Origin of the sequence: Streptomyces sp. NPDC048718, from assembly GCF_043198875.1 — a bacterium.
In the GTDB taxonomy this organism is placed as follows: Bacteria; Actinomycetota; Actinomycetes; order Streptomycetales; family Streptomycetaceae; genus Streptomyces.
This window is the reverse complement of the sequence record NZ_JBICVG010000007.1, coordinates 19,928-40,457: the sequence shown is the minus strand read 5'-3', so window position 1 is coordinate 40,457 and position 20,530 is coordinate 19,928. Positions and strand designations below refer to the sequence as shown.

Here is a 20,530-nt window from a genome sequence, read left to right as displayed (position 1 = left end):
CGTTCACGCCATTCGCGTCAGAGGAACCTCACCGACATCGAGGGAGCCCCCATGCCCACTGCGGAACAGGTGCCCGACATCCTCTCGCCCGAGTTCGCCGCGGACCCCTACCCCGTGTACCGCCGGATGCGCGACACCGCGCCCCTCATCTGGCATGAGGCCACGCGAAGTTACCTCGTCTCGCGCTACGAGGACGTCGAGCGGGTCTTCAAGGACAAGCGCGGCGAGTTCACCACCGACAACTACGTGTGGCAGGCCGAGCCCGTCCACGGCAAGACGATCATCCAGCTCAGCGGCCGCGAGCACGCCGTACGCCGCGCGCTCGTCGCCCCCGCCTTCCGGGGTGCGGATCTCCGCGAGAAGTTCCGCCCCGTCATCGAGCGCAACGCACGCGAACTGATCGACACCTTCCGGGAGTCCGGCTCCGTCGACCTGGTGGACCGGTTCGCCACCCGCTTCCCGATCAACGTGATCGTCGACATGCTGGGCCTCGACAAGGCGGACCACGCCCGCTTCCACCGCTGGTACACCTCGATCGTCGCCTTCCTTGGCAACCTCTCCGCGGACCCGGAGGTGGCCGAGACGGGAAAGCGGACCCGCGCCGAGTTCTCCGCGTACATGCTGCCGATCATCCGGGAGCGCCGCGAGAACCTGGGCGAGGATCTGCTGTCCACGCTCTGCGCCGCGGAGATCGACGGGGTACGGATGAGCGACGAGGACATCGACGCGTTCTGCAGCCTGCTGCTCACCGCGGGCGGCGAGACCACCGACAAGGCGGTCTCCGGCATCTTCCTGAACCTGCTGCGCCACCCCGACCAGCTCGCCGCCGTCCGCGCGGACCACGACCTGATCCCGCGGGCCTTCGCCGAGACCCTGCGGTACACCCCGCCGGTCCAGATGATCATGCGGCAGTCGGCGACCGAGGTGGAGCTCAGCGGCGGCACCGTACCGGCCGGCGCGACCGTCAACTGCCTGATCGGCGCGGCCAACCGCGACGAGAGCCGCTACCGCGATCCCGACCGCTTCGACATCTTCCGCGACGACCTGACGATCTCGACCGCCTTCTCCGCCGCCGCCGACCACGTCGCCTTCGCCCTCGGCCGGCACTTCTGCGTCGGCGCGCTGCTCGCCAAGGCGGAGGTCGAGACCGGTGTCGCCCAGCTGCTGGACGCCATGCCCGACGCCCGCCTGGCCGAAGGCTTCACCCCGGCTGAAACGGGCCTCTTCACCCGAGGCACCGTGAGCCTGCCGGTGCTGTTCACCCCCGCGACGACCGCCTGACCGCCCACCGTCCCGGCCGAAGCCCGGCGGCCCGCGGTCCGACGGCCCGGCAACCACGGGACACGGGCGCCGCAGCGTCGTGACGCCAAGCGCCCCTTAACGCACGAAGACCCCAGCTAGGCTGGGGTCTTTCGTTGGTGTCCGAGGGGGGACTTGAACTCTCCACTCGGGCACCAGCCTCCACCCACTCTGACCTGGGGAAACGCCCGTCGACAGGCTTCATTTCGACGGGCGTTTCTCCTGTTCTTTCCTGCTGTTTCAGGACCTCTCGGGCCCCTGTTGGTCATGCGTTGGTCACATGACCAACCCTCGGGCCCTGGCCCTGATCAGGACTTTTCGATGACCTCGAAGATATCGGCGTCCGTCTCCTGCTGCCACGCCGGAAGGCCCGGCCAGTCAGCGACATACCCCGGCTTGGGGCTCTCGAAGTGCTTGAACATCTGCGCCGTCCAGCACGTCGCGACGAACCGGCCCTTCTGCTCCCGAGAGAGCTTGGACGCGTGACCGCCACTGACCTCGATGAACTGGCGAACCTGTTCGTAGACGGCGCCTGCGGCGTCACGCTCCCACTGCGGGGTGTCATCCCAGGGCGTGACGTACCCGGGCTTCGGCTCCCCGGGGAAGTGGCGGTGCACTCCTTCGATCCAGGCTTCCCGGAACACCCGTGCGCCTTCGACCTGCGACATGCCATCCCCTCTCGTCACGACGTGCTCAATGTGGCGATCTCCGCCCCCAGCTCCGCTACCCGACGGTCCCTGCTCAGGGGGCCGAACTCATCGCACAGGGCACGGAGTCTACGGGCGACGTACCCGGACGATGATGCTTGGGCCAACCGGATGGCTTCCCGTCCGTACGCGACGACCTGTTCGGGGTCACGGCGCTTCGCCCCGACAGCGGCAAGGTCGGTCAGGACCGCTCCCCTCCGCCGGTACGACTGTCCGGAGGCGAGGGCGGTCTGGGCGAGTGCCTTCTTGAGGGTCTCTTCCGCCAGGTCGAGGCGGCCGAGCTGTACGTAGCGGGCTCCCCGCTCTTCGGCCAAGCGCGTGCCATCGAAACGCAGCCAGCCCCCGTTGACGCTGTTGATGGTCAGCTCCAGCACGCGCTCGGCCTCGTCCAGTGCGCGCTCGCAGGCGGTCAGGTCGCCCATGCCGGCGTACGCCTCGGCCTGGACCGCAGCGACCCAGTGCCGGGTGGCCAGGTTGCTGTCTCCCCGCCGGGCCAGTCCTTCCGCCGCCCCGAGGATCTGGGCCGCTTCTCGGTGCCGGTGCTCGTACACGTCTACGTAGGCGTGCCGCACGAGGGCACAGGCCCACAGGTCGAAGGCCCCCGCGTCCTTGCTGACGGATGCCGCCAGGGAGTACGCCGCCGCCGCGTCGGCGTACCGGTTGGCGTCGAAGGCGACTTCTCCGGCGAGCTGGAAGAGGTCGGCCGCCGCGTTCAGGAGCGGGCGGGAGTTGCCTCGGGTGTCCCCCAGGGCTTCGTTCAGTGTCGAGAGCTGGTCACGGACGATGGGGTAAACGGAGCCCTTGGAGCGGGCCAGTTGGTAGACCTGCCAGAGGTGGCCGTTCATCCGGGAGAAGTCGGCGGGTGCTCCTCTGCGTACTCCCTCGGTGAGAACCTCGGCTTCGTCCAGCGGCAGAGCGGCCAAGGCTCCACTGACGGTGAGGATGCGGAGAAATTCGCGGCGGATCATTTCGTCGGGGTCTCCCGTGCCTGGGCGGTCACTGGCCTGGTGCCCCGTGGCCTCCTGGCTGGCTGCTTGTGGCTGCTCCAGGAGGACGTCAAGCTCGGCGAGAGTGACTTCGAGGGCGATGGCCAAGCCCCGTCGCTGGGGCGGCTGAGGCTTGATCCTGCCGCTTTCCCAGCGCCCGACCGTGGTGCGGTCCACTCCGAGTGTCTCGGCCAACTTCTCCTGACTGTAGCCCAGGGCCTTGCGCCGTTCCGCCAGTCCCATGACGGCCCCTTCCACTGACCTGAACGTGCGGCATTCGCGTGCACGGATCTGCCACAAGCCTGCCGCATGGATGCCGTGGAGTGCTTGGACTCCCTCCGGTTTTCTTGGAGTTGTCGCAAACGGGGCCGGTGATGAACCTGCGGAAGGTACGGAAATGGCAGCGCAGAACGAGATGGGCGGCGGTGACTACAGCTCCGGGCCGACCCCGGACCTGGGCGTCGAGCGGCGCGTCCTCATGACGCTTCGGGTCTCCCGTGACTCGGGCCGCACCTGGGAACGGGGCACCAGCGTGAAGGAGGGAGACCCGGTCGTCATCCTCTCCAACCCGGTCCTGTACCCGCCCTGCGGCTGCGCCCGGCACTCCGGTCACGGGTCGCTGTCCGCCGGCGCTCTGCGTCCCGTCACGGTGGAGCAGAAGACGGAGTGATGCGCGGCTTGGCCCCGCTTCCCTGCCGGATTCGTTGCGACGCGGCAGCGGCCTGACTGGCTGCTGCCCCTCCCAGTCTTCCCGCCCGAGCCCTGGCGGGAGTCCCCGAAAAGAGAGAGGTAGTCCGATGGTCGAAGAGAACACCGGTTCGGTGGCCCCCGAGGGGGGTGGCCTGCTCGTCGCGAAGCGGAAGATCGTGGCCGCACGCACCCGTGCCGAGCAGGAGTCTGACGTTACCAGTGGCCGTTCCGACGGCAACGACTGACGGGAGCGCCCACGGTGCTTGACGCAGCCTCGTGGGCGGGGCGTCTGGGCGGGGACACGTTCCTCGCCCAGACGTACCACCGCTCCTACGCATACTTCCCCGGCGCCGCCGACACGGCGGGCCTGTTCTCCTGGGACGACCTGAACCGGATCATTGCCACTCAGCGGCTGGAGCCGCCTCGACTGCGCCTGTCGGCGGACGGCGAGATGGTCCCGCTCCACCGCTACGCGATCCCGACCACGAACCGCCGAGCGGTCACCTGGTCCCGCATCCAGCCGTCCGACTTCCACGCCCAGCTCAGAGACGGGGCGTCGCTGGTGCTCGATGCCGTGGAGAAGATCCACCCCGCTGTGGGGGCGGCTGCCGAGGGGCTGGAACGCTTCCTCGGAACTTCCGTGCAGGCCAACGTGTACGCCTCGTGGACCGAGCGGGAAGGCTTCGGCCGGCACTGGGATGACCATGATGTGGTGGTGGTCCAACTGCACGGCTCGAAGCGGTGGCGCCTGTGGGGGATGACCCGTGAGGCGCCCACCTTCCGGGACGTGGAGTCGCCGGAGGAGCCGGAGGGCGACCCGATGGCGGATCTCGTTCTGTCCCCGGGTGACGTGCTCTACCTGCCGCGCGGTTGGTGGCACGCGGTCACCGCTGACCAGGGGACGGAATCCCTTCACCTGACGTTCGGCATGGTCCCGCACACGGGCGCTGACCTGATGCTGTGGGTCGTCGATCAGCTCCGGGCGTCCCTCGCGCTGCGCAGGGACATTCCGCGCTTCGGCTTGCTGGCGGAACAGTCGGACTTCATTGACGCCGTGCGCCGTGAGGTGGCCGACGTGACGGCGGACCCGTGCCTCGTGGAGCGGTGGGCGGAGTCGATCGACACGACGGACCTGGGTCACGCGATTCCGTCCCTGCCCTACGTGGGCGGACTCCCCGCCCAGCGGGACATCACGGTCAAGCTGACCGCTCCGAGGGGGCGCTTGACGGCGAACCCGAAAGAGGGCACGGTCACCTTCTCGGCGGCCGGTACCGCGTGGGACTTCGCCGAGTCCGCCGCGCCCGCGCTGGGCACGTTGCTGACCAACAAGCCGACCACGCTCGGCGAGATGGCCGACTCGGCCGGGCTGGAGGTCGAGGAGGTGGCCGGACTGGTCTCCGTCCTCATCGACGGCCATGTTGCCGCAGTGGTGGGGACGGCGCTGTGACCGCCGCACTGTCCCTGGGGACACACCGTGTGCGTGCCGTCGGACAGGCGGCACGCACCGCCCTGGCTGCCGGTAGTCCCTGGGTGGACACAGCCCCCAACTACGCCCAGGGGCGGGCGCATGAGGAGTTGCGTCCGGTCCTCAGGGAATGTCCGGCCGTACGGGTGGCCACGAAGACGGGGTTCTTCACGGAGGAGCAGGGCCGCGCCGCCCTGGCTGACGGCGTGCTCACCAAGGAAGGGGCGGCCGGAAGGCACAGCCTTGACCGGAGCTTCGTCCGCTGGCAGACGGAGCGCTCGTTGGTCGCGCTCGGCCGCCTGGACCTGGTCTTCGTACACAACCCGGAGCACCACGACCAGAGCCTTGACCGTGCCGCTCCGCATGGGCTTATCCGGGAAGCCTTCGCGGTGCTGGAAGAGTTCGTACATGCGGGCCGGATCGGCGGGTACGGCGTCGCCACCTGGTCGGGTCTGACCTCCGAAGCGTTCACCGTTCCCGAGTTGCTCACGCTCGCCGGGCAGGCGGCGGGTTCAGAAGAGCACCACTTCGCGGGCTTGCAGATGCCCGTCAGTCTGATCATGGACACCCCGATCAGACAGGCCCTGAACGGCGGCGGGCCGTTGGCGCAGGCGAAGGACGCAGGCCTCCTCACGTTCGGCTCCGCCCCTTTGCACGGCGGGGTCCTGCTCGATGCCATGACACCCGAACTGGTGAACCTCATTCGCCCCGGCCTGTCGGCCGCAGCCGCTGCCCTGCTGGCCGCTGGCTCGTGCCCTGGCCTCGATGTCGTCCTGACTTCCGCGAGCACCCGTGAGCACTGGGACGATATGGCCAAGGTTCTGGCTACGCCGCTGACGGCCCAGGAACTCAGGAAGGTGACGAATGAACTCGCCTCAGAATGAGGAGGTACAGGCCCTGATGGAGGCCGCCCATGACAGGGCGGCCAAGGCTCTGGGGCTCACCTGCGCGGGGCCCCTGGCCTGGGGCTTCCTCGGTGTCACCCTCGGACGCCGAGCTGGAGACCGGTGGCTGCGGGTGAGCCGGACGGCGGCGAGGAACGCGGGCAGGAAACGGGGAGAGGGCATCGTCGGCGCTTCCGAGTCGGTTCCCGATGGAGTCCCCCGCCCCCGCCTGCACGGGGTGCACGACTGGACTGACGGCGAGTGGGCTTTCGAGGCGGAAGTCCTGGACTATGTCACGCAACCCGTGGTGTCTCCGGATCGGGCCGACATCGACCACGCCCCGGGGTTGCCTGACGAGTGGTGGGCCGACCTTCGCCGGGCCCTTGCCCTGCTCTCTGAAGCGGACGGGACGAAGACGACCGTCCGGGACGGGTGGATCGAACGCGCCTTCCCCCAGTTCCTCGGCGTCCCTGCCCCCGCCAACGTGGAGCGGGTGACCGGTCACGGCGACCTGCACTGGGGCAACCTCACCGCCGCGCCCCTGCGCCTGCTGGACTGGGAGCGGTGGGGACGGGTGCCCTTCGGCTATGACGCGGGTCTCCTCCACGCCAACAGCCTGCTTGTTCCCGACGTAGCCGCCCGCATCCGCAAGGAGTTCGCGCCGGTCCTCGACACCCCTGCCGGCCGAATCGGGGAACTGGCAGCCCTGGCCGAGATGCTGCAAGCCGTAGCCCGTGGCTGGTACCCCGACCTTGCACCCCACCTCGTGGCCCGTGCAGAGGCGCTCACCGGAGTGCGCCCGCCCGTCCCGGTGCACTCCGAGGTGAGCGCCTGACTGCGCCCCTATATGCCTGTCTCAGGCGCTCTCTCCGATGTGCCGGTACAAGGTGGCTCGGGAGATTCCCAGGGCCTTGGCAATGGCCGTGACGCTCTCCCCCTTGGCGTGCCGGGCGCGGGCTACGGCTAGCTTGTCGTCGTCCACGACGGAGGGGCGTCCGCCGTGGTTGCCCTTGCGGGCCGCAGCGTCCAGCCCCTCCAACGTCTTCTCCCGGATGCCCTCGCGCTCGACCTCGGCGGCCACGGCCAGGACAGCGAACACGATGGCACCCGCCCCGTTCGGGTCGTACACCCCCTGAAGGGGCCCGGAGAGAAGTTCCAACTGGATGCCGTCCGCCTGGAGGGCGGAGGACAACGTCATGAGTTCCGCCGCGTTGCGGGCAAGGCGCTTCATCTCCACCACCGTGAGGATGACCGGCTGGTTCGGGGCGGCCGTCTTGATCTCCCGCGCCAGGGCCAACGCCTTCTCCAGCTCCGGCCGCTCCTTCACCCGAGTGCTGATCTTCTCCGAGAAGACGCGGTGGCAGTCGGCACGGGCAAGCATGTCCAACTGGGACTGGAGTTCCTGCCCGACCGTGGAGCAACGGGCGTAGCCGATCCGTATTGCCGCGCCCGGCGTTACCTCGGGTGCCTGTACTGCGGGTGCGCCTTGCGTCCACGTCTTGCCGGGGTTGCGGTCGGCGGGGGTCTTCACGGTCAGTTCCGCCTTGAGCGCGGGCACGAGGGCGAAGCGGCCCGTGTGGTAGTTCGCCGCCACCTTGCCCGCTCCCGTCCGGCAGGGGCTACCGGCGGGGGCTTCGCACTTCGGGCAGGGGTGACGCTCGACCTGATCGGCCGGGGTGTTCGTGGTCATGATCGAGACAGTCTCATAAACGTGTCTCGAAAGCCAGTCGCTAGACAGATCTTTTGAGACGGGTTTCGAGACGTTGGAGTGAGGGCGAAACGGACACGGCCCGGACGGTGACGGACCGTCTCACTATCGAAGGTTTATGAGACGCCTTGCTCGTGGTCCTGGTGCTCGCGCTCATCGCCTTGAGCGGCAAGGCGCTGTGCGCCTGCCTGACGGCCGGGCGCATCGCCCTCATCTCCTCGTGAGCCATGCGGCCTGTCGGCCTCAGGTAGAGCCGCACAGCCGTTCTCTCGCCACGCCGCATGGCCGAGTCAGTCAGCGGCGAAGGAGAGGGTGAGGCACGGTCCAAGGGGGCGGCGGCGAGGGGTGGGGGTATGACCCCCTGGAGGCAAAACCGCCGACCGCCACGTCTTGGCAGCTCGGAATCCGCCACGGTTCCAGACCCCGTTGAAGCGGCGGCGAGGTGGGGAGAACCAGGAAAACCGCAGGTAGAAGGGCTGTTCCGCGCCCCCGTGAGGCTCAGGGCCTGCATAAGAATGAAGCCTTCTTGGCTTGCCGTAAGCGGCTTCACTCTGTGGCCGCGTGAGCGGCCCCCGGCCTTGTCGTGAGCCGAAGGGGCTTCGCTCTATGGGGGCGCGGCAGCGCCCCACCTGACGCTTCCTGACTTGCTTCTGTCGGCCCCCTTCGGGGGCCACTTTGTCGAAGCGGGCTTCCTGATGTGCGGCCAGAGGCCGCCCCTTCGGCTTACCTCTTCGCCGTCGCGCTTGCCGTTGTGGGGGCGCTGCCGCGCCCCGCTTCTCCTCGCCACTGCACGCGAGTACGTAAGTGGTCTCGCGCTGTCGGCCCCTTCGGGGCCGCCTTGTCGAAGCGACTTTCCGTTGTGCGGCCGGAGGCCGCCACGACTGCTTAGCCCTTCGCCGCTGAACGTACCTACGTAAGGGGCTTCATGTTGCCGGCCCCCTTCGGGGCCGCCCTGCGCATGTCCTCTATGGCGCACTTCAAGACCTACCAAGAGAGAATAAGAAGGAACGACACATCACCCCAGGTCACAACGTTGCAGCGACACAGGGCGCCTGTCGTTGAGCCACCGATCGACAGATCTCCCGTGTCGCTGCCCAGGTCGACCGACACGCATCGCGTGTCGATTAGAGCCTGAAGTGCTTGGCCGGTCGGATGCCGTGCTCATCGCACGTCCTGTCCCCGATGCCCTTCTGGAAGCGGCACTCCGGCAGCACGAGGCATCGGCGGTTCGACTCCGGCTCTATAAGGTCCCACTGTTTGGCTCGGCGCACGTGGTTGTTCACCGCGTCCTTGCTCGGCACCACGCCGTCCTTGTCGGCCAGGATCTTATTCAGCTCCCCCGGCGGGAACTCGGCGTGCCCGATCTGGTTCGCCCACCCCATGGCCGCGTACTCGACGCGGTGGCGGTATTCGAAGCGCGGGTCTCTCGCCCGCCGCTTGTACTCCTCCTGAGACACGGCGGCGAAGTCGCCTTCGAACTGGAACGGCGTACGTCCCACGTTGGTAATCCCCTTTCAGCGTGGCGCTGGGTGCGCCAGTGGCCCCCGCCGAACGGCGGGACATGCGCCCCCTTTCTTGAGGTGGTGGGTGGCCGTCGCCATCAGGCGACAGATCGGCAGTCCCGCTCGATCCAGCGGTCCACGTCGGTGGGGCGGAAGCGCAGGTGGCCGCCGATCTTGAAGGCGGGGATGTTCAGGGTTCGGTGGTTGTTGTAGACCCACGCGGGCGTCACGCCCAGGTACTCGGCAAGGTCGGTGACGCTCATCAGGCGGGTGTTCTCCAAAGGACGAGACTCCTCGGGTGGTGAAGGGCAGGGTTCCCCTCGGGGTTGCCCATCCTGAGCTATCAGTCTGGTTCCGTCAAACCCGGATGCGTCACATCTGGACTTGCCTGGTCTGGCGCATTCCCGTAGGTTCCCCCCATGACCAGTGAAGAGATCAAGCCCGAAGGTGATCCGTTCCGCCTGGGCCTGGCTGTCATGCAGCGGATCGGACCTTGGAACGTGACCATGTATCGACCTGCTGGCCACATCGATAGCGGGGGCCCTCTGGAAATCACCATCGAGCCAGCGTCCGACGGCGATCCGCAGGAGATCGCGCGGGGAATCACCACCACGGTGCTCCGGCAGATCAACACCTCTGCGCCCCCTCCCGGGGAGGCACGGGAGCGCAACCGGGAGAAGCTCGCGGCGGCCGAGATGTACGCCCTCACGAGCGTTCTGAAAGACCTGCCCGGCCGCATCACGGATGAGTACCTGGCCGTCGTCTCGGCGCTCTACGTGAGAGCTGTCGACCTCGGCCACCGGGCACCCGTGCCGCTCCTGGAAGAGCTGACCGGGACCAAGCAGGCCACGTTGAAGGGTCACCTGCGAGCGGCGCGGCAGCGTGGCTTCCTGACCAAGGTCGAAGGCAAGGCCGGCGGACAGCTCACGGACAAGGCAGTCGAAACGCTGAAGGGGATCGATGCCGAACAGGAATGACAGCCGTAACGGCTGGCACGGAACGAGGGGGAACTGACCGGGTGGCAAAGCGCGGTAACGGGCTCGGCGGGACTCCGGTGGAGATCCCGCGCACGGGTCGGCCGAACACCTGGGGCGTGCGTACGCCCCTGCACTTCAACCCCGCGACAGGCAAGAGGGAGCGCTACTGGATAGGCCGGGAGTACAAGAACAAGACCGAGGCGGAACGGGCGCTGCGCAAGTGGCACACCGACCACGAGGCAGGCACCCTCACACCCCGCTCCGACATGACGATGGGGCAGCTCATGGACGGGTGGCTGGCCAAGCACCGAGGTGAGGGCACCACGAGGGAGGGGTACGAGCCGAAAATCCGGCTGCACATCAAGCCGCACCTCGGCAAGGTCAAGGTGGTGGAGGTGACGGACGAGCGGCTGGACGAGCTGTACCGGTTCCTGGAGGCCGCGCCCATCGAGGCGAACGGGAACAAGCCGCTCGGCCCCAAGAGCGTCCGCCACATCCACAACATCGTCTCGGCGGCGCTGGACTCGGTGACCGGACCGAGGAAGCTCCTCGCGGTCAACCCGGCCCACACCGCCAACCCGCCGACCGAACGGCAGATCAAGGCGGCACAGCCGGACTTCCCCACCCTCAACGACCACGAGACGGCGCACTTCCTCAAAGAGATCTGGCAGCCGTGCGGCAACAAGGCATGCGATGGCGGGCTGACCCACCACTGTCTTCGGGACGCCCCGCTGTGGACCGCCTACGCGGCCACCTCGTGCCGACGCAGCGAAGTGCTGGGGTGGAAGTGGTCGCTCGTCCACTGGGACGAGTGCGCCATCGAACTGGCCTGGGTCGTGGTCGAGGAAGGCAACACCTACCGGCTGCGCAAGCTGACGAAGGACGGAGACGACAACGCGATCATCTACGTGGACCAAGCCGTGATGAACGTCCTCAAGTGGCAGAGGGAACGTCAGGACGCGGAGCGGGAACGCCTCGGAGATCTCTGGGTGGACCACGACCTCGTGTTCGCCCGCGACGGCTTCAAGCTGTACCGGGGCGAGGCAGGCGGACCCCAGGATCCCGAGAAGGTGTCGGCCCGCTGGCGGACGGCACGCAGCCGTCTGCACCTGCCGGACACCTTCCGGCTGCACGACTGGCGGGCGTCGAAGATCACGAACGATCTCGACAACCACGAGAACCCGGTAGAGGTCTCGGCCAACGCCCGGCACCACTCACCGGGCTACACCATGGCGCGCTACGGCAGGCGACGCGCCGAAGGAGCGAAGAAGCTGGCCGCTTCCAGCGCCAGCCGTCTCGGCCTGTCATCCCTGGTCTGACCAGGAAGTTCGCCCGACTGTTGGTCACGTGGTTGGTCACGCCACAGCCGGAGAAACAGAAAAACCCCAGATGAACTGGGGTCTCTGCTGGTGTCCGAGGGGGGACTTGAACCCCCACGCCCGATAAAGGGCACTAGCACCTCAAGCTAGCGCGTCTGCCATTCCGCCACCCGGACGGGGTGTACTGCTGGTGTCGCCTGTCTTGCTTTCGGAGTGTTTCCCGCGGCGACATGGATAACTCTATCAGGGGTTCGAGGTGGGTTTCACCAGCGTTTTCCGTGGTCAGCAGGGGGTCGGGGGGCGGATGCACGGAGGGTTGCCGGACGCGCACGGTGCGTACGAGGTGCGGGAGGCGCGCGGGTCGGCGCGTGGGTCGTACGGGTGCAGGGGGTACGCGAGGCCTGCGAGACCAGGGGTACGCGCATCAGCGCCGCCCCGCGAGAGGGGCGGGTCAGCGGACCTCGGCGAGGCGGGCCGAGACGACCACGTTGTCCGCATAGCCGCCACCCTCGGCGTACGGACCACCGCAGGTGATGAGACGCAGCTCCGGGGCGCCGGTGGAGCCGTAGACCCGCTCGGCGGGGAAACGGTCCTTCGGGACGAGTTCGACGCCGTACACGGTGAAGACCGCGGTGCGTCCGTCGGCGCGGGTGATCTCGATCGGCTGCCCCTTGGTGAGCGCGCCGAGGTCGTAGAAGACGGCGTGGCCCTCGGCGGTGTCGACGTGGCCGACGACCACGGCGGTGCCGCGTGCGCCGGGGGTGACCGAGCCGGTGAACCAGCCGGCGAGGTTGCGGTCGTCCGGGGGCGGGGCGGCGATCCGGCCGTCGGCTTCCAGGCCGACCCGGGCCACCGGGGCGTCGACGCCGACCGCCGGGACCCGCACCCGGACGGGCGGAGCGGCCGGCAGCGGGGCGGGAGCCGGAGGGGCGGCGCGCGAGGCGGCGACCCCGGCCCGGGCGGGCAAGGGTGCCGCGGCGGGGGCGGGGCGCGGGGGCCCGTCGGCGGGCTCGTCCGTCAGGCCGCCGCGGAGAAGGTGCACACCGATGAGGAAGACGACGGCGACGGCGCCCCAGGCACCGCGCAGGCCCGGCCCGCTCCGGCCGCTCTGGTCGCTCTGCCCGTACACGTGAAGCCCTCTCCTTGATCTGTCCCGGTCTGTTCCAGCGGTCCTATCCGGTCGGTTCCGAACGGAGGCCGGTCCGGCGGACCGTACGGAATACGGCGCCCCTCCTCCCCGGTCCTCGTCATACCGGGAAGAAGGGGCTGTCTTCGGAGGCTTCCCTCAGCCCTCGGTGCGCTCGCGGCGGCGCGTCAGGACGACGGCCGCGCCCAGCGCGCCGGCGATCAGGACGCCACCCGCGACCGCCGCGGCGGTGCCGAGTCCGGCGGGACCGCCGTCGGAGGCGCTGTCGCCGGAGACGCTGCCGAAGCCGGCGTTCACGCCCTTGTGGGCGTCGAACGGCGGGCGGCCCTCGTGGTCGCGGCCGCCCATCCACTCGTGCTCATGGTCTCCACCGTGGTCGCGCCCATGGTCACGGCCGTAGTCCCGGCCGTGGTCACGCCCCGGCTCGTGACCGTGGTCGCGGCCCGGCTGGTCGTGGCCACCGCCCCCGACGACCGTGAGGGTGGTGCTGCCGCGTTCGCCCTTGCAGTCGAAGGTCACCTCGAACCGCTCGCCGTGCTTGAGGCCGGGATCGACGCGGGCGGTGCCCGGCCGCCCGTCCCGCAGGGTGAGCGAGTCGAAGGCGTCGGACTCGACGTTCACCACCGGCGCCCGGCATCCGTCCGCCTTGAGGGTGACGGTGCCGCCGGGAGCGACCTGCCGGGGAGTGACGGAGAAAGCGAACGAACCACTGCCGTGTCCGCTGCCCTCCGGCTTCGGGAAGCCGCCGGTGAAGCCGCCGTTCTCCCTCGGGAAGCCTCCCCCGGGGCCGGTGTCGTCCGCCGTGGCGGCGGGTGCCGTCAGGAGGAGGGCGGCCATGGGGGCGACGGCGAGCAGGGCTGCGGACGTTGCGGCACGTATCACGCGCATGACGGTCCTCCAGATCACGCGAGGGGCGGGCGGCGGAGCGTTTCCGCGGAAAGGCCGGGAGAAAGGCCTCGCCGCGATCGAAGCTAGGTCCGCCCCGGGCCTCTCGCCACCGGGCACCGCCGAACGGCCCAAGCCTCGCCCCCCGGACGCACCCCGGGCCCTTCCCGACCCTCTTCCCCGAGCGCCTCTCTCGCGGCTACGGCACCCGGACGACCTGGCCCGCGTAGGAGAGGTTGCCGCCGAAGGCGAACAGCAGGACCGGCGCACCGGTGGGGAGTTCGCCGCGCTCGACCAGCTTCGCCAGGGCCAGCGGGACCGAGGCGGCGGAGGTGTTGCCCGAGTCGACGACGTCGCGGGCGACGACCGCGTTGACCGCGCCGATGCGCGCGGCGAGCGGTTCGACGATGCGCAGGTTGGCCTGGTGGAGGACGACCCCGGCCAGGTCCTCCGGGGCGATCCCGGAACGGGCGCACGTCTCGCGGGCGAGAGCGGGCAGCCGGTGGGTGGCCCAGCGGTAGACGGCTTGGCCCTCCTGGGCGAAGCGGGGCGGGGTGCCCTCGATGCGTACGGCGTGGCCCATCTCGGGGACCGAGCCCCACAGGACGGGGCCGATGGCCGCGAGACCGCCGTCCGCCGGCGCCTCGCAGGCCTCGACGACTGCGGCGCCCGCGCCGTCGCCGACGAGCACGCAGGTGGTGCGGTCGGTCCAGTCCGTGACGTCGGTCATCTTGTCGGCGCCGATGACGAGGACGCGGCGGGCGCCACCGGCCCGGATCGCGTGGTCGGCGGTGGCGAGGGCGTGGGTGAAGCCGGCGCAGACCACGTTGAGGTCCATGGTGGCGGGCGAGGTCATGCCGAGCCGGGCGGCGACCCGGGCGGCCGTGTTGGGCGAGCGGTCGATGGCGGTGGAGGTGGCCACGAGCACCAGGTCGACGTCGTCGGGTGCCCGTCCGGCGGCGGCGAGGGCCTTCGCGGCGGCGTGCGCGGCGAGTGCGTCGACCGGCTCGTCGGGCCCGGCCACGTGCCGGGTACGGATGCCGACCCGGCTGGTGATCCACGCGTCGCTGGTGTCGACGAGCGCGGCCAGGTCGTCGTTGGTGAGCACCTTGGCGGGCTGGTGGTGCCCGAGTGCGGCGATGCGAGTGCCCGTCATGCCCGTTGTACCCGTCATGCCCGGGATCCTCCGGTGGTTCGGTGGTGCGCTGGTGCGCTGGTGCGGAATGCGTACGGGTTTCCGCCGGTTCGCATCCGCGGAAGGCCTCCCAGTCTCGCGAGCGACCGACGGGTAACAAGTGGGGTGAACCACCAAGATTCCCTCGAACCGGCTGTGCGGCGCTGACAAGGGAGAATGGACCGGTCGGGCCGGGACGGCCGGGCCATCCGAGGTCAGCGGCGGGGAAGGGCGGGCGATCACATGGGACGGGTCACCGAACGACGGCGGGTCATACGCGTCCGTGGCGGGGTGGTGAGCACCCGGCCGGACACCCTGGTCGCGGAGGAGCCGCTGGAGATCCGGCTCAACGGCCGGCCGATCGCGATCACCATGCGGACTCCCGGCGACGACTTCGCGCTGGCGGCGGGGTTCCTGGTGAGCGAGGGTGTGCTCGCGGCCGCCTCGGACGTACGGAACATCGTGTACTGCGCCGGGGCGAAGGACGACGGCACCAATACGTACAACGTGGTGGACGTACGGCTCGCGCCGGACGTACCGGTCCCCGACATCACCCTGGAGCGGAACGTCTACACCACCTCGTCGTGCGGTCTGTGCGGCAAGGCGAGCCTGGACGCGGTGCGCACCACGGCCCGTTTCCCGATCGCCGACACTCCCCCGCTGCGGCTGTCGCCCGCCCTGCTGGCCGCGCTGCCGGACCGGCTGCGAGAGGCGCAGCGGGTCTTCGACCGGACCGGCGGGCTGCACGCGGCGGCGCTGTTCTCGGAGGACGGCGAGCTGCTCGACGTACGCGAGGACGTGGGCCGGCACAACGCCGTGGACAAGGTGGTGGGGCGGGCGCTCACGGAGGGGCGGCTGCCGCTGGCGCGGGCGGTGCTGCTGGTGTCGGGGCGGGCCTCGTTCGAGCTGGCGCAGAAGGCGGTGATGGCGGGGATTCCGGTGCTGGCGGCGGTGTCGGCGCCGTCCTCGCTCGCGGTGGACCTGGCGGCGGAGACGGGGCTGACCCTGGTCGGCTTCCTGCGCGGGCAGGACATGAACGTGTATGCGGGTGAGCGCCGGATCGATCTGGACGCGATCGCCGCGACCCGCTGAGGAGCGGGCCGGGCAGGACCGCCGCTCGGCCCGCCACTCGGACCGTCGAACGGACGGGCGAGCGGACGGGCCTGGCCCGGGCTGAGACGCTCAGGCGTCCGCCCCAACGGTCCCGACCGTCCCCGCCTCGATCGAAGCCGCTCCCTTCGAAGCCGTAACGGTCGGTGCCGTCCCGGTCGATGCCGCCCCGTCCGCCTCCGGGTCGCGGGACCGGCGGCGGGCCAGCACGGCGCAGACCATGAGCTGCATCTGGTGGAAGAGCATCAGCGGCAGCACCGCGAGCGACGCCTGCGCACCGAAGAGAACGCTGGCCATGGGCAGTCCGGCCGCCAGGCTCTTCTTGGACCCGGCGAACTGGATCGCGATCCGGTCCTCTCGCCCGAAGCCGAGCCGCCCCGCCCCGTACCAGGTCAGCGCCAGCATCACCGCGAGGAGCACCGCTTCCACGGCGAGCAGCAGGCCGAGCCGGGCGGGGGTGACCAGCTGCCAGACGCCCCGGTTCATGCCCTCGCTGAAGGCCGTGTAGACGACCAGCAGAATCGAGCCCCGGTCGACGTACCCGAGCACCTTCCGGTGCCGGTCGATGAATCCGCCGACCCAGCGCCGCAGCAGCTGCCCGGCCAGGAACGGGACGAGGAGCTGGAGCGCGATCCTCATCAGCGAGTCGGCGGAGAAGCCGCCCGCGCCGTGTCCCAGCAGCAGGGCCGCGAGCAGCGGGGTGAGGGCCATGCCGGCCAGGGAGGAGAAGGAGCCCGCGCAGATCGCGGCGGGCACGTTGCCCCGGGCGATCGAGGTGAAGGCGATCGACGACTGGATGGTGGACGGCACCAGGCAGAGGAAGAGCAGACCGTTGTACAGATCGGGCGTGAGGACCGTCGGTACGAGTCCGCGCGCCGCGATCCCGAGTACCGGGAAGACCAGGAACGTACTGGCCAGCACGGCGAGATGGAGCCGCCAGTGGCGCAGTCCGTCCGTCGCCTCCCGGGTGGACAGCCGCGCCCCGTAGAGGAAGAAGAGCAGCGCGACCGCCCCCGTCGAGGCCCCGCCCGCGACCGTCGCCGCCGTCCCGGAGGCGGGCAGCAGGGCGGCGAGTCCGACCGTACCGAGCAGCGCCAGGATGTACGGATCGACCGGCAGCCAGGCCGGCAGCAGGGACCGGCGGCGCCCGGCAGCCGTGCGGGAGGTGGGGGAGGTCATGGCGTCCATCCTGGTCGACGGCCCGGAGATCGGGAAACCCGCACAGCACACTGACTGTCATCACGCATCGCGATAACGCGCGCTGCTCGCGATGACCGACCCGAGTGCCGGGGAGGCGGGTGCCCCCTGTCACGGAGTGCCGTGAGCGCAGGGCTCGGAGCCGTGCGCGCGAGGCCCTACCCTGTCGCCCATGCCCGCCCTCTACGAGCCGACCCAGCTGCGCACCTTCCTCGCGGTCGCGCAGACCCTGAGCTTCACACGGGCGGCCTGTCGGCTCGGGCTGCGCCAGTCGACCGTCAGCCAGCAGGTACGGCGGCTGGAAGCCGCGACCGGTCGGCCGCTGTTCGTCCGGGACACGCACTCGGTGGAGCTGACCGAGGACGGCGAGGCGCTGCTCGGCTTCGCCCGGACGATCCTGGAGGCGCACGAGCGCGCGGCGGCGTTCTTCACCGGGACCCGGCTGCGCGGGCGGCTGCGGTTCGGCGTCTCGGAGGACTTCGTCACGACTCGGCTGCCGGAGATCCTGGAGGCCTTCCGGCGCGAACACCCGGATGTCGACCTGGAGTTGACCGTCGAGCTGTCCGGCACCCTCCAGGCGCGTCTCGACGCGGGCCGACTCGATCTGGTGCTGGCCAAGCGGGGCGGCGCCCCGGGGAGGCCGGCGGACGGGAAGCACGCCGGAAGGGCGGCGGAGACGGCGGATTCGTCCGGCGAGCCCGGTGAGCCCGGCCCGTCCCGCGCATCCGGCGCATCCCGCGCATCCGGTGAGGAGCTGGTCCGGCGGGACGTGCTCGTCTGGATCGGCGCGCCCCGGGCTGCGGCTCGACCCGGACCGCCCGGTACCGCTCATCCTCTTCCCCGCCCCCGGCATCACCCGCGCCCGCGCGCTGGAGGCGTTGCGGGTCCAGGGCCGGCCGTGGCGGATCGCGTGTACGAGTACGAGCCTGAGCGCCAACGTGGCGGCGGCCCGGGCCGGGCTCGGGGTGATGGCGCACAGCCGTGGTCTGATGCCGTCCGGCCTGGTCGAACTGCCCGCCCGGGCGGGGCTGCCCGAGCTCGGACCGGTCGACTTCGTTCTGCGCAAGGGACGCCGGCGCGGGGCTTCCCAGGACGCGGCCGACGCCCTCGCCGCGGCGATCCTGGCGGGCGGCGACCGGCTGCACCGGCCCGGCTGAGCCGACCACTGGAGCCGGGACGTCCCGCTGCCCCGACCGTCGGGGCCCGACCTCCGCAGGCCCACCGCCCCGCGCCCCGCCCCCACATTCCGGCAACCCCCGCCCCTCGGCGGCCCCGGACTCTCGGCCGGCTCTCGGGCCCGTCCGCGCGAGGCCCCGGTGAGCAGGCCGTACAGATTCCGTGGAGATTGCCCCCGACCAGGGCTTACCCACGGTCACACAGGGGCCTCCTGAAGGTCCCGCCGCTCCTCCTCCCCCGCCCCTGACCTGCCGATACACGCAATGTCGCGGCTTCGTGAAAGGGGCTCCCGCCGGGCCCCCGCGTGGGGTAGGTTCCGCGCCGTACGGAGCGTGACAAACGTGACGTCGATACGGCTACGGGTGAGGGGAGCAGGCCAGTGCGCGAGTTCACCGTGCCGCCCGTCGAGGCGGCGCCTTCGGCCGGCGGTCTGGCGGACGCGGTGTTCGAGTACGCCGAGCGGGAGCCGGAGCGGCCCGCGCTGGGCCGGCGGGGCGCCGACGGGCAGTGGCGGGACGTCACAGCGGCCGGGTTCCGCGACGAGGTGCTCGCGCTCGCCAAGGGGCTCATCGCCGAGGGGGTGCGGTTCGGCGACCGGGTCGCGATCATGGCACGTACCCGCTACGAGTGGACGCTGTTCGACTTCGCGCTGTGGACGCTCGGGGCGCAGCCGGTGCCGGTCTATCCGACCTCCTCCGCCGACCAGGTGCACTGGATGCTGCACGACGCCGAGGTCACGGCGTGCGTGGTGGAACACGAGGACCACGCGATGACGATCGGTTCGGTGATCGACCGGCTGCCCCGGCTGCAGCGGCTGTGGCAGCTCGACGCGGGGGCCGGCGCGGTCGCCGAACTGACGGCGGCGGGCGCGGGCATCGACGACGAGACGGTGCACCGGCACCGCCGGGCGGTGACGCCGGACTCGGTGGCCACGGTGATCTACACCTCGGGGACCACGGGCCGCCCCAAGGGCTGTGTGATCACCCACGCGAACCTGATGTTCGAGGCGGACACGATGACCGGGCGCTGGGATCCGGTGTTCCGCTCCCGCGCCGGCGACGAGGCGTCGACGCTGCTGTTCCTGCCGCTCGCGCACGTCTTCGGGCGGATGGTGGAGGTGGCGGCGATCCGGGGCCGGGTGAAGCTGGGCCATCAACCGGTGATGGCCGCCGCGGAGCTGCTGGCGGACCTCCAGGTCTTCCGGCCCACCTTCGTCCTGGCCGTGCCGTACATCTTCGAGAAGCTCTTCCACGCCGCCCGCCGCAAGGCCGAGACGGAGGGGCGGCGGGCCGCGTTCGACAAGGCCGTGGACGTGGCGGTGCGCTACGCGGAGGCGCTGGAGCACAAGTCCTTCGGACTCGGCCCGGGGCCGTCGGCGGGGCTGCGGATGCAGCACCAGTTCTTCGAGAAGACCGTGTACGCGAAGGTCCGCGCCGCGCTCGGCGGCCGGGTGCGGCACGCGATGTCGGGCGGTTCGGGCATGGACCGGCGGCTCGGGCTGTTCTTCGAGGGCGCGGGTGTGACGATCTTCGAAGGGTACGGCCTGACGGAGTCGACGGCGGCGGCGACGGCGAACCCGCCCGAGCGGACCCGGTACGGGACGGTCGGGCAGCCGGTGCCGGGCACGACGGTGCACATCGCGGAGGACGGCGAGGTGTGGCTGCACGGCGGTCATGTCTTCTCGGGATATCTGAACGCCCCGGAGGCGACCGGCGCGGTCCTCAACGACGGCTGGCTGGCGACTGGCGATCTGGGGGCGCTCGACGAGGACGGCTATCTGACGATCACCGGGCGGAAGAAGGAGATCCTGGTGACCTCGGGCGGCAAGAGCGTCTCGCCGGCCCCCCTGGAGGAGCGGGTGCGGGCGCATCCGCTGGTGGCGCAGTGCGTCGTGGTCGGCAACGACCGGCCGTACATCGCCGCGCTGGTCACCCTGGACCAGGAGTCGGTGGAGCACTGGCTGGCGATGCGGGAACGGCCGGCGCTGCCGACCGCCGAGCTGGTGCGCGACGCGGCCCTGGAAGCGGAGATCCGGCGGGCGGTGGTGGCGGCGAACACGCGCGTGTCACAGGCCGAGTCGATCCGGACCTTCCGGATCCTGGCCCATCCGTTCAGTGAGGAGCACGGGCTTCTCACTCCGTCCCTGAAGCTGAAGCGACGCGCCATCGAGCAGGTGTACGCGAAGGAGGTCGAGGCGCTGTACCGCTGAGCGGGGCCGGGGCGGCGCCCGGACCCCGCCCGTGTCCGGGTGAGCACCTCCGCGGCTCCGAAAACTCTCCGGACCTGCGGATTCGTCCGCCGGAG

19 protein-coding genes, 1 tRNA gene and 1 pseudogene are annotated in these 20,530 nt (G+C 70.4%); 11 read left to right on the top strand and 10 right to left on the bottom strand.

Annotation, left to right across the window (positions count from 1 at the left end; all coding sequences use genetic code 11):
• Positions 1-51: 51 nt before the first annotated feature.
• Positions 52-1,281, top strand: coding sequence for a cytochrome P450 (locus tag ACGFRB_RS14980; RefSeq protein WP_393243190.1), 1,230 nt, complete (start codon positions 52-54; stop codon positions 1,279-1,281).
• Between the two features lie 326 nt (positions 1,282-1,607).
• Here ACGFRB_RS14980 and ACGFRB_RS14975 read toward each other — a convergent pair whose 3' ends face one another.
• Positions 1,608-1,967: a hypothetical protein gene (locus ACGFRB_RS14975; RefSeq protein WP_393243188.1), complete on the bottom strand. Its 360-nt coding sequence runs from the start codon at positions 1,965-1,967 to the stop codon at positions 1,608-1,610.
• A 14-nt stretch (positions 1,968-1,981) separates the two neighbouring features.
• On the bottom strand, positions 1,982-3,235 hold the full coding sequence (locus ACGFRB_RS14970) for a helix-turn-helix transcriptional regulator (protein ID WP_393243186.1): 1,254 nt from the start codon (positions 3,233-3,235) through the stop codon (positions 1,982-1,984).
• A gap of 154 nt (positions 3,236-3,389) precedes the next feature.
• Here ACGFRB_RS14970 and ACGFRB_RS14965 point away from each other — a divergent pair, with 154 nt between their 5' ends.
• From ACGFRB_RS14965 to ACGFRB_RS14945, 5 genes are all read left to right on the top strand, one after another.
• Positions 3,390-3,662, top strand: coding sequence for a hypothetical protein (locus ACGFRB_RS14965; protein ID WP_393243184.1), 273 nt, complete (start codon positions 3,390-3,392; stop codon positions 3,660-3,662).
• A gap of 127 nt (positions 3,663-3,789) precedes the next feature.
• Positions 3,790-3,927 carry a hypothetical protein gene (locus tag ACGFRB_RS14960; protein ID WP_393243182.1) on the top strand — a complete coding sequence of 46 codons (138 nt, stop codon included), beginning with the start codon at positions 3,790-3,792 and terminating at the stop codon, positions 3,925-3,927.
• A 14-nt stretch (positions 3,928-3,941) separates the two neighbouring features.
• The gene (locus tag ACGFRB_RS14955; RefSeq protein WP_393243181.1) at positions 3,942-5,129 is read left to right on the top strand and encodes a cupin domain-containing protein; all 1,188 of its coding nucleotides are present in this window, start codon (positions 3,942-3,944) and stop codon (positions 5,127-5,129) included.
• Positions 5,126-6,031, top strand: coding sequence for an aldo/keto reductase (locus tag ACGFRB_RS14950; RefSeq protein WP_393243179.1), 906 nt, complete (start codon positions 5,126-5,128; stop codon positions 6,029-6,031). Before ACGFRB_RS14955 ends, ACGFRB_RS14950 begins: the two co-directional genes overlap by 4 nt.
• On the top strand, positions 6,012-6,866 hold the full coding sequence (locus ACGFRB_RS14945) for a hypothetical protein (RefSeq protein WP_393243177.1): 855 nt from the start codon (positions 6,012-6,014) through the stop codon (positions 6,864-6,866). The genes ACGFRB_RS14950 and ACGFRB_RS14945 overlap by 20 nt, the downstream gene beginning before the upstream one ends.
• A 21-nt stretch (positions 6,867-6,887) precedes the next feature.
• Here the strand turns inward: ACGFRB_RS14945 and ACGFRB_RS14940 are convergent, their stop codons facing one another.
• From ACGFRB_RS14940 to ACGFRB_RS14930, 3 genes are all read right to left on the bottom strand, one after another.
• On the bottom strand, positions 6,888-7,721 hold the full coding sequence (locus ACGFRB_RS14940; protein WP_393243175.1) for a recombinase family protein: 834 nt from the start codon (positions 7,719-7,721) through the stop codon (positions 6,888-6,890).
• Positions 7,722-8,863: 1,142 nt separating this feature from the next.
• Complete coding sequence (locus ACGFRB_RS14935) at positions 8,864-9,238, bottom strand: hypothetical protein (RefSeq protein ID WP_393243173.1); 375 nt, start codon at positions 9,236-9,238, stop codon at positions 8,864-8,866.
• Between the two features lie 101 nt (positions 9,239-9,339).
• Complete coding sequence (locus ACGFRB_RS14930; RefSeq protein ID WP_393243171.1) at positions 9,340-9,522, bottom strand: helix-turn-helix domain-containing protein; 183 nt, start codon at positions 9,520-9,522, stop codon at positions 9,340-9,342.
• 138 nt (positions 9,523-9,660) lie between these two features.
• Here ACGFRB_RS14930 and ACGFRB_RS14925 point away from each other — a divergent pair, with 138 nt between their 5' ends.
• Complete coding sequence (locus ACGFRB_RS14925; RefSeq protein WP_393243169.1) at positions 9,661-10,218, top strand: hypothetical protein; 558 nt, start codon at positions 9,661-9,663, stop codon at positions 10,216-10,218.
• A 41-nt stretch (positions 10,219-10,259) separates the two neighbouring features.
• Entirely contained in the window at positions 10,260-11,537 is a 1,278-nt protein-coding gene (locus ACGFRB_RS14920) for a tyrosine-type recombinase/integrase (RefSeq protein ID WP_393243167.1), read from the top strand.
• Between the two features lie 88 nt (positions 11,538-11,625).
• Here ACGFRB_RS14920 and ACGFRB_RS14915 read toward each other — a convergent pair.
• From ACGFRB_RS14915 to ACGFRB_RS14900, 4 genes are all read right to left on the bottom strand, one after another.
• Positions 11,626-11,713, bottom strand: a tRNA-Leu gene (locus ACGFRB_RS14915).
• 275 nt (positions 11,714-11,988) lie between these two features.
• Entirely contained in the window at positions 11,989-12,666 is a 678-nt protein-coding gene (locus ACGFRB_RS14910) for a class F sortase (protein WP_393243165.1), read from the bottom strand.
• Positions 12,667-12,822: 156 nt separating this feature from the next.
• A complete protein-coding gene (locus ACGFRB_RS14905) occupies positions 12,823-13,572 on the bottom strand; it encodes a hypothetical protein (protein WP_393243163.1) in 750 nt (249 codons plus the stop codon).
• 196 nt (positions 13,573-13,768) lie between these two features.
• Positions 13,769-14,725 carry a beta-ketoacyl-ACP synthase III gene (locus ACGFRB_RS14900; protein WP_393243647.1) on the bottom strand — a complete coding sequence of 319 codons (957 nt, stop codon included), beginning with the start codon at positions 14,723-14,725 and terminating at the stop codon, positions 13,769-13,771.
• A gap of 261 nt (positions 14,726-14,986) precedes the next feature.
• On the opposite strand from ACGFRB_RS14900, the gene fdhD reads away from it, so the two are divergent.
• Positions 14,987-15,835, top strand: a complete 849-nt coding sequence (fdhD, locus tag ACGFRB_RS14895) for a formate dehydrogenase accessory sulfurtransferase FdhD (RefSeq protein WP_393243161.1) — start codon at positions 14,987-14,989, stop codon at positions 15,833-15,835.
• 90 nt (positions 15,836-15,925) lie between these two features.
• Here fdhD and ACGFRB_RS14890 read toward each other — a convergent pair whose 3' ends face one another.
• Positions 15,926-17,032, bottom strand: coding sequence for a bile acid:sodium symporter family protein (locus ACGFRB_RS14890; protein ID WP_393243159.1), 1,107 nt, complete (start codon positions 17,030-17,032; stop codon positions 15,926-15,928).
• Positions 17,033-17,222: 190 nt separating this feature from the next.
• Here ACGFRB_RS14890 and ACGFRB_RS14885 point away from each other — a divergent pair.
• Both ACGFRB_RS14885 and ACGFRB_RS14880 read left to right on the top strand, forming a co-directional pair.
• A pseudogene (locus ACGFRB_RS14885) lies at positions 17,223-18,207 on the top strand (LysR substrate-binding domain-containing protein).
• A gap of 398 nt (positions 18,208-18,605) precedes the next feature.
• Positions 18,606-20,435 (top strand): AMP-dependent synthetase/ligase, encoded by a 1,830-nt coding sequence (locus ACGFRB_RS14880; protein WP_393243157.1) that lies wholly within the window; start codon positions 18,606-18,608, stop codon positions 20,433-20,435.
• Positions 20,436-20,530: the final 95 nt, after the last annotated feature.

Coding starts and splice junctions, on each gene's coding strand:
- ACGFRB_RS14980 (WP_393243190.1), top strand. CDS start 52: ATGCCCACTGCGGAACAGGTGCCCGACATCCTCTCGCCCGAGTTCGCC.
- ACGFRB_RS14975 (WP_393243188.1), bottom strand. CDS start 1,967: ATGTCGCAGGTCGAAGGCGCACGGGTGTTCCGGGAAGCCTGGATCGAA.
- ACGFRB_RS14970 (WP_393243186.1), bottom strand. CDS start 3,235: ATGGGACTGGCGGAACGGCGCAAGGCCCTGGGCTACAGTCAGGAGAAG.
- ACGFRB_RS14965 (WP_393243184.1), top strand. CDS start 3,390: ATGGCAGCGCAGAACGAGATGGGCGGCGGTGACTACAGCTCCGGGCCG.
- ACGFRB_RS14960 (WP_393243182.1), top strand. CDS start 3,790: ATGGTCGAAGAGAACACCGGTTCGGTGGCCCCCGAGGGGGGTGGCCTG.
- ACGFRB_RS14945 (WP_393243177.1), top strand. CDS start 6,012: ATGAACTCGCCTCAGAATGAGGAGGTACAGGCCCTGATGGAGGCCGCC.
- ACGFRB_RS14940 (WP_393243175.1), bottom strand. CDS start 7,721: ATGACCACGAACACCCCGGCCGATCAGGTCGAGCGTCACCCCTGCCCG.
- ACGFRB_RS14925 (WP_393243169.1), top strand. CDS start 9,661: ATGACCAGTGAAGAGATCAAGCCCGAAGGTGATCCGTTCCGCCTGGGC.
- ACGFRB_RS14905 (WP_393243163.1), bottom strand. CDS start 13,572: ATGCGCGTGATACGTGCCGCAACGTCCGCAGCCCTGCTCGCCGTCGCC.
- ACGFRB_RS14900 (WP_393243647.1), bottom strand. CDS start 14,725: ATGACGGGCACTCGCATCGCCGCACTCGGGCACCACCAGCCCGCCAAG.
- fdhD (WP_393243161.1), top strand. CDS start 14,987: ATGGGACGGGTCACCGAACGACGGCGGGTCATACGCGTCCGTGGCGGG.
- ACGFRB_RS14890 (WP_393243159.1), bottom strand. CDS start 17,032: ATGACCTCCCCCACCTCCCGCACGGCTGCCGGGCGCCGCCGGTCCCTG.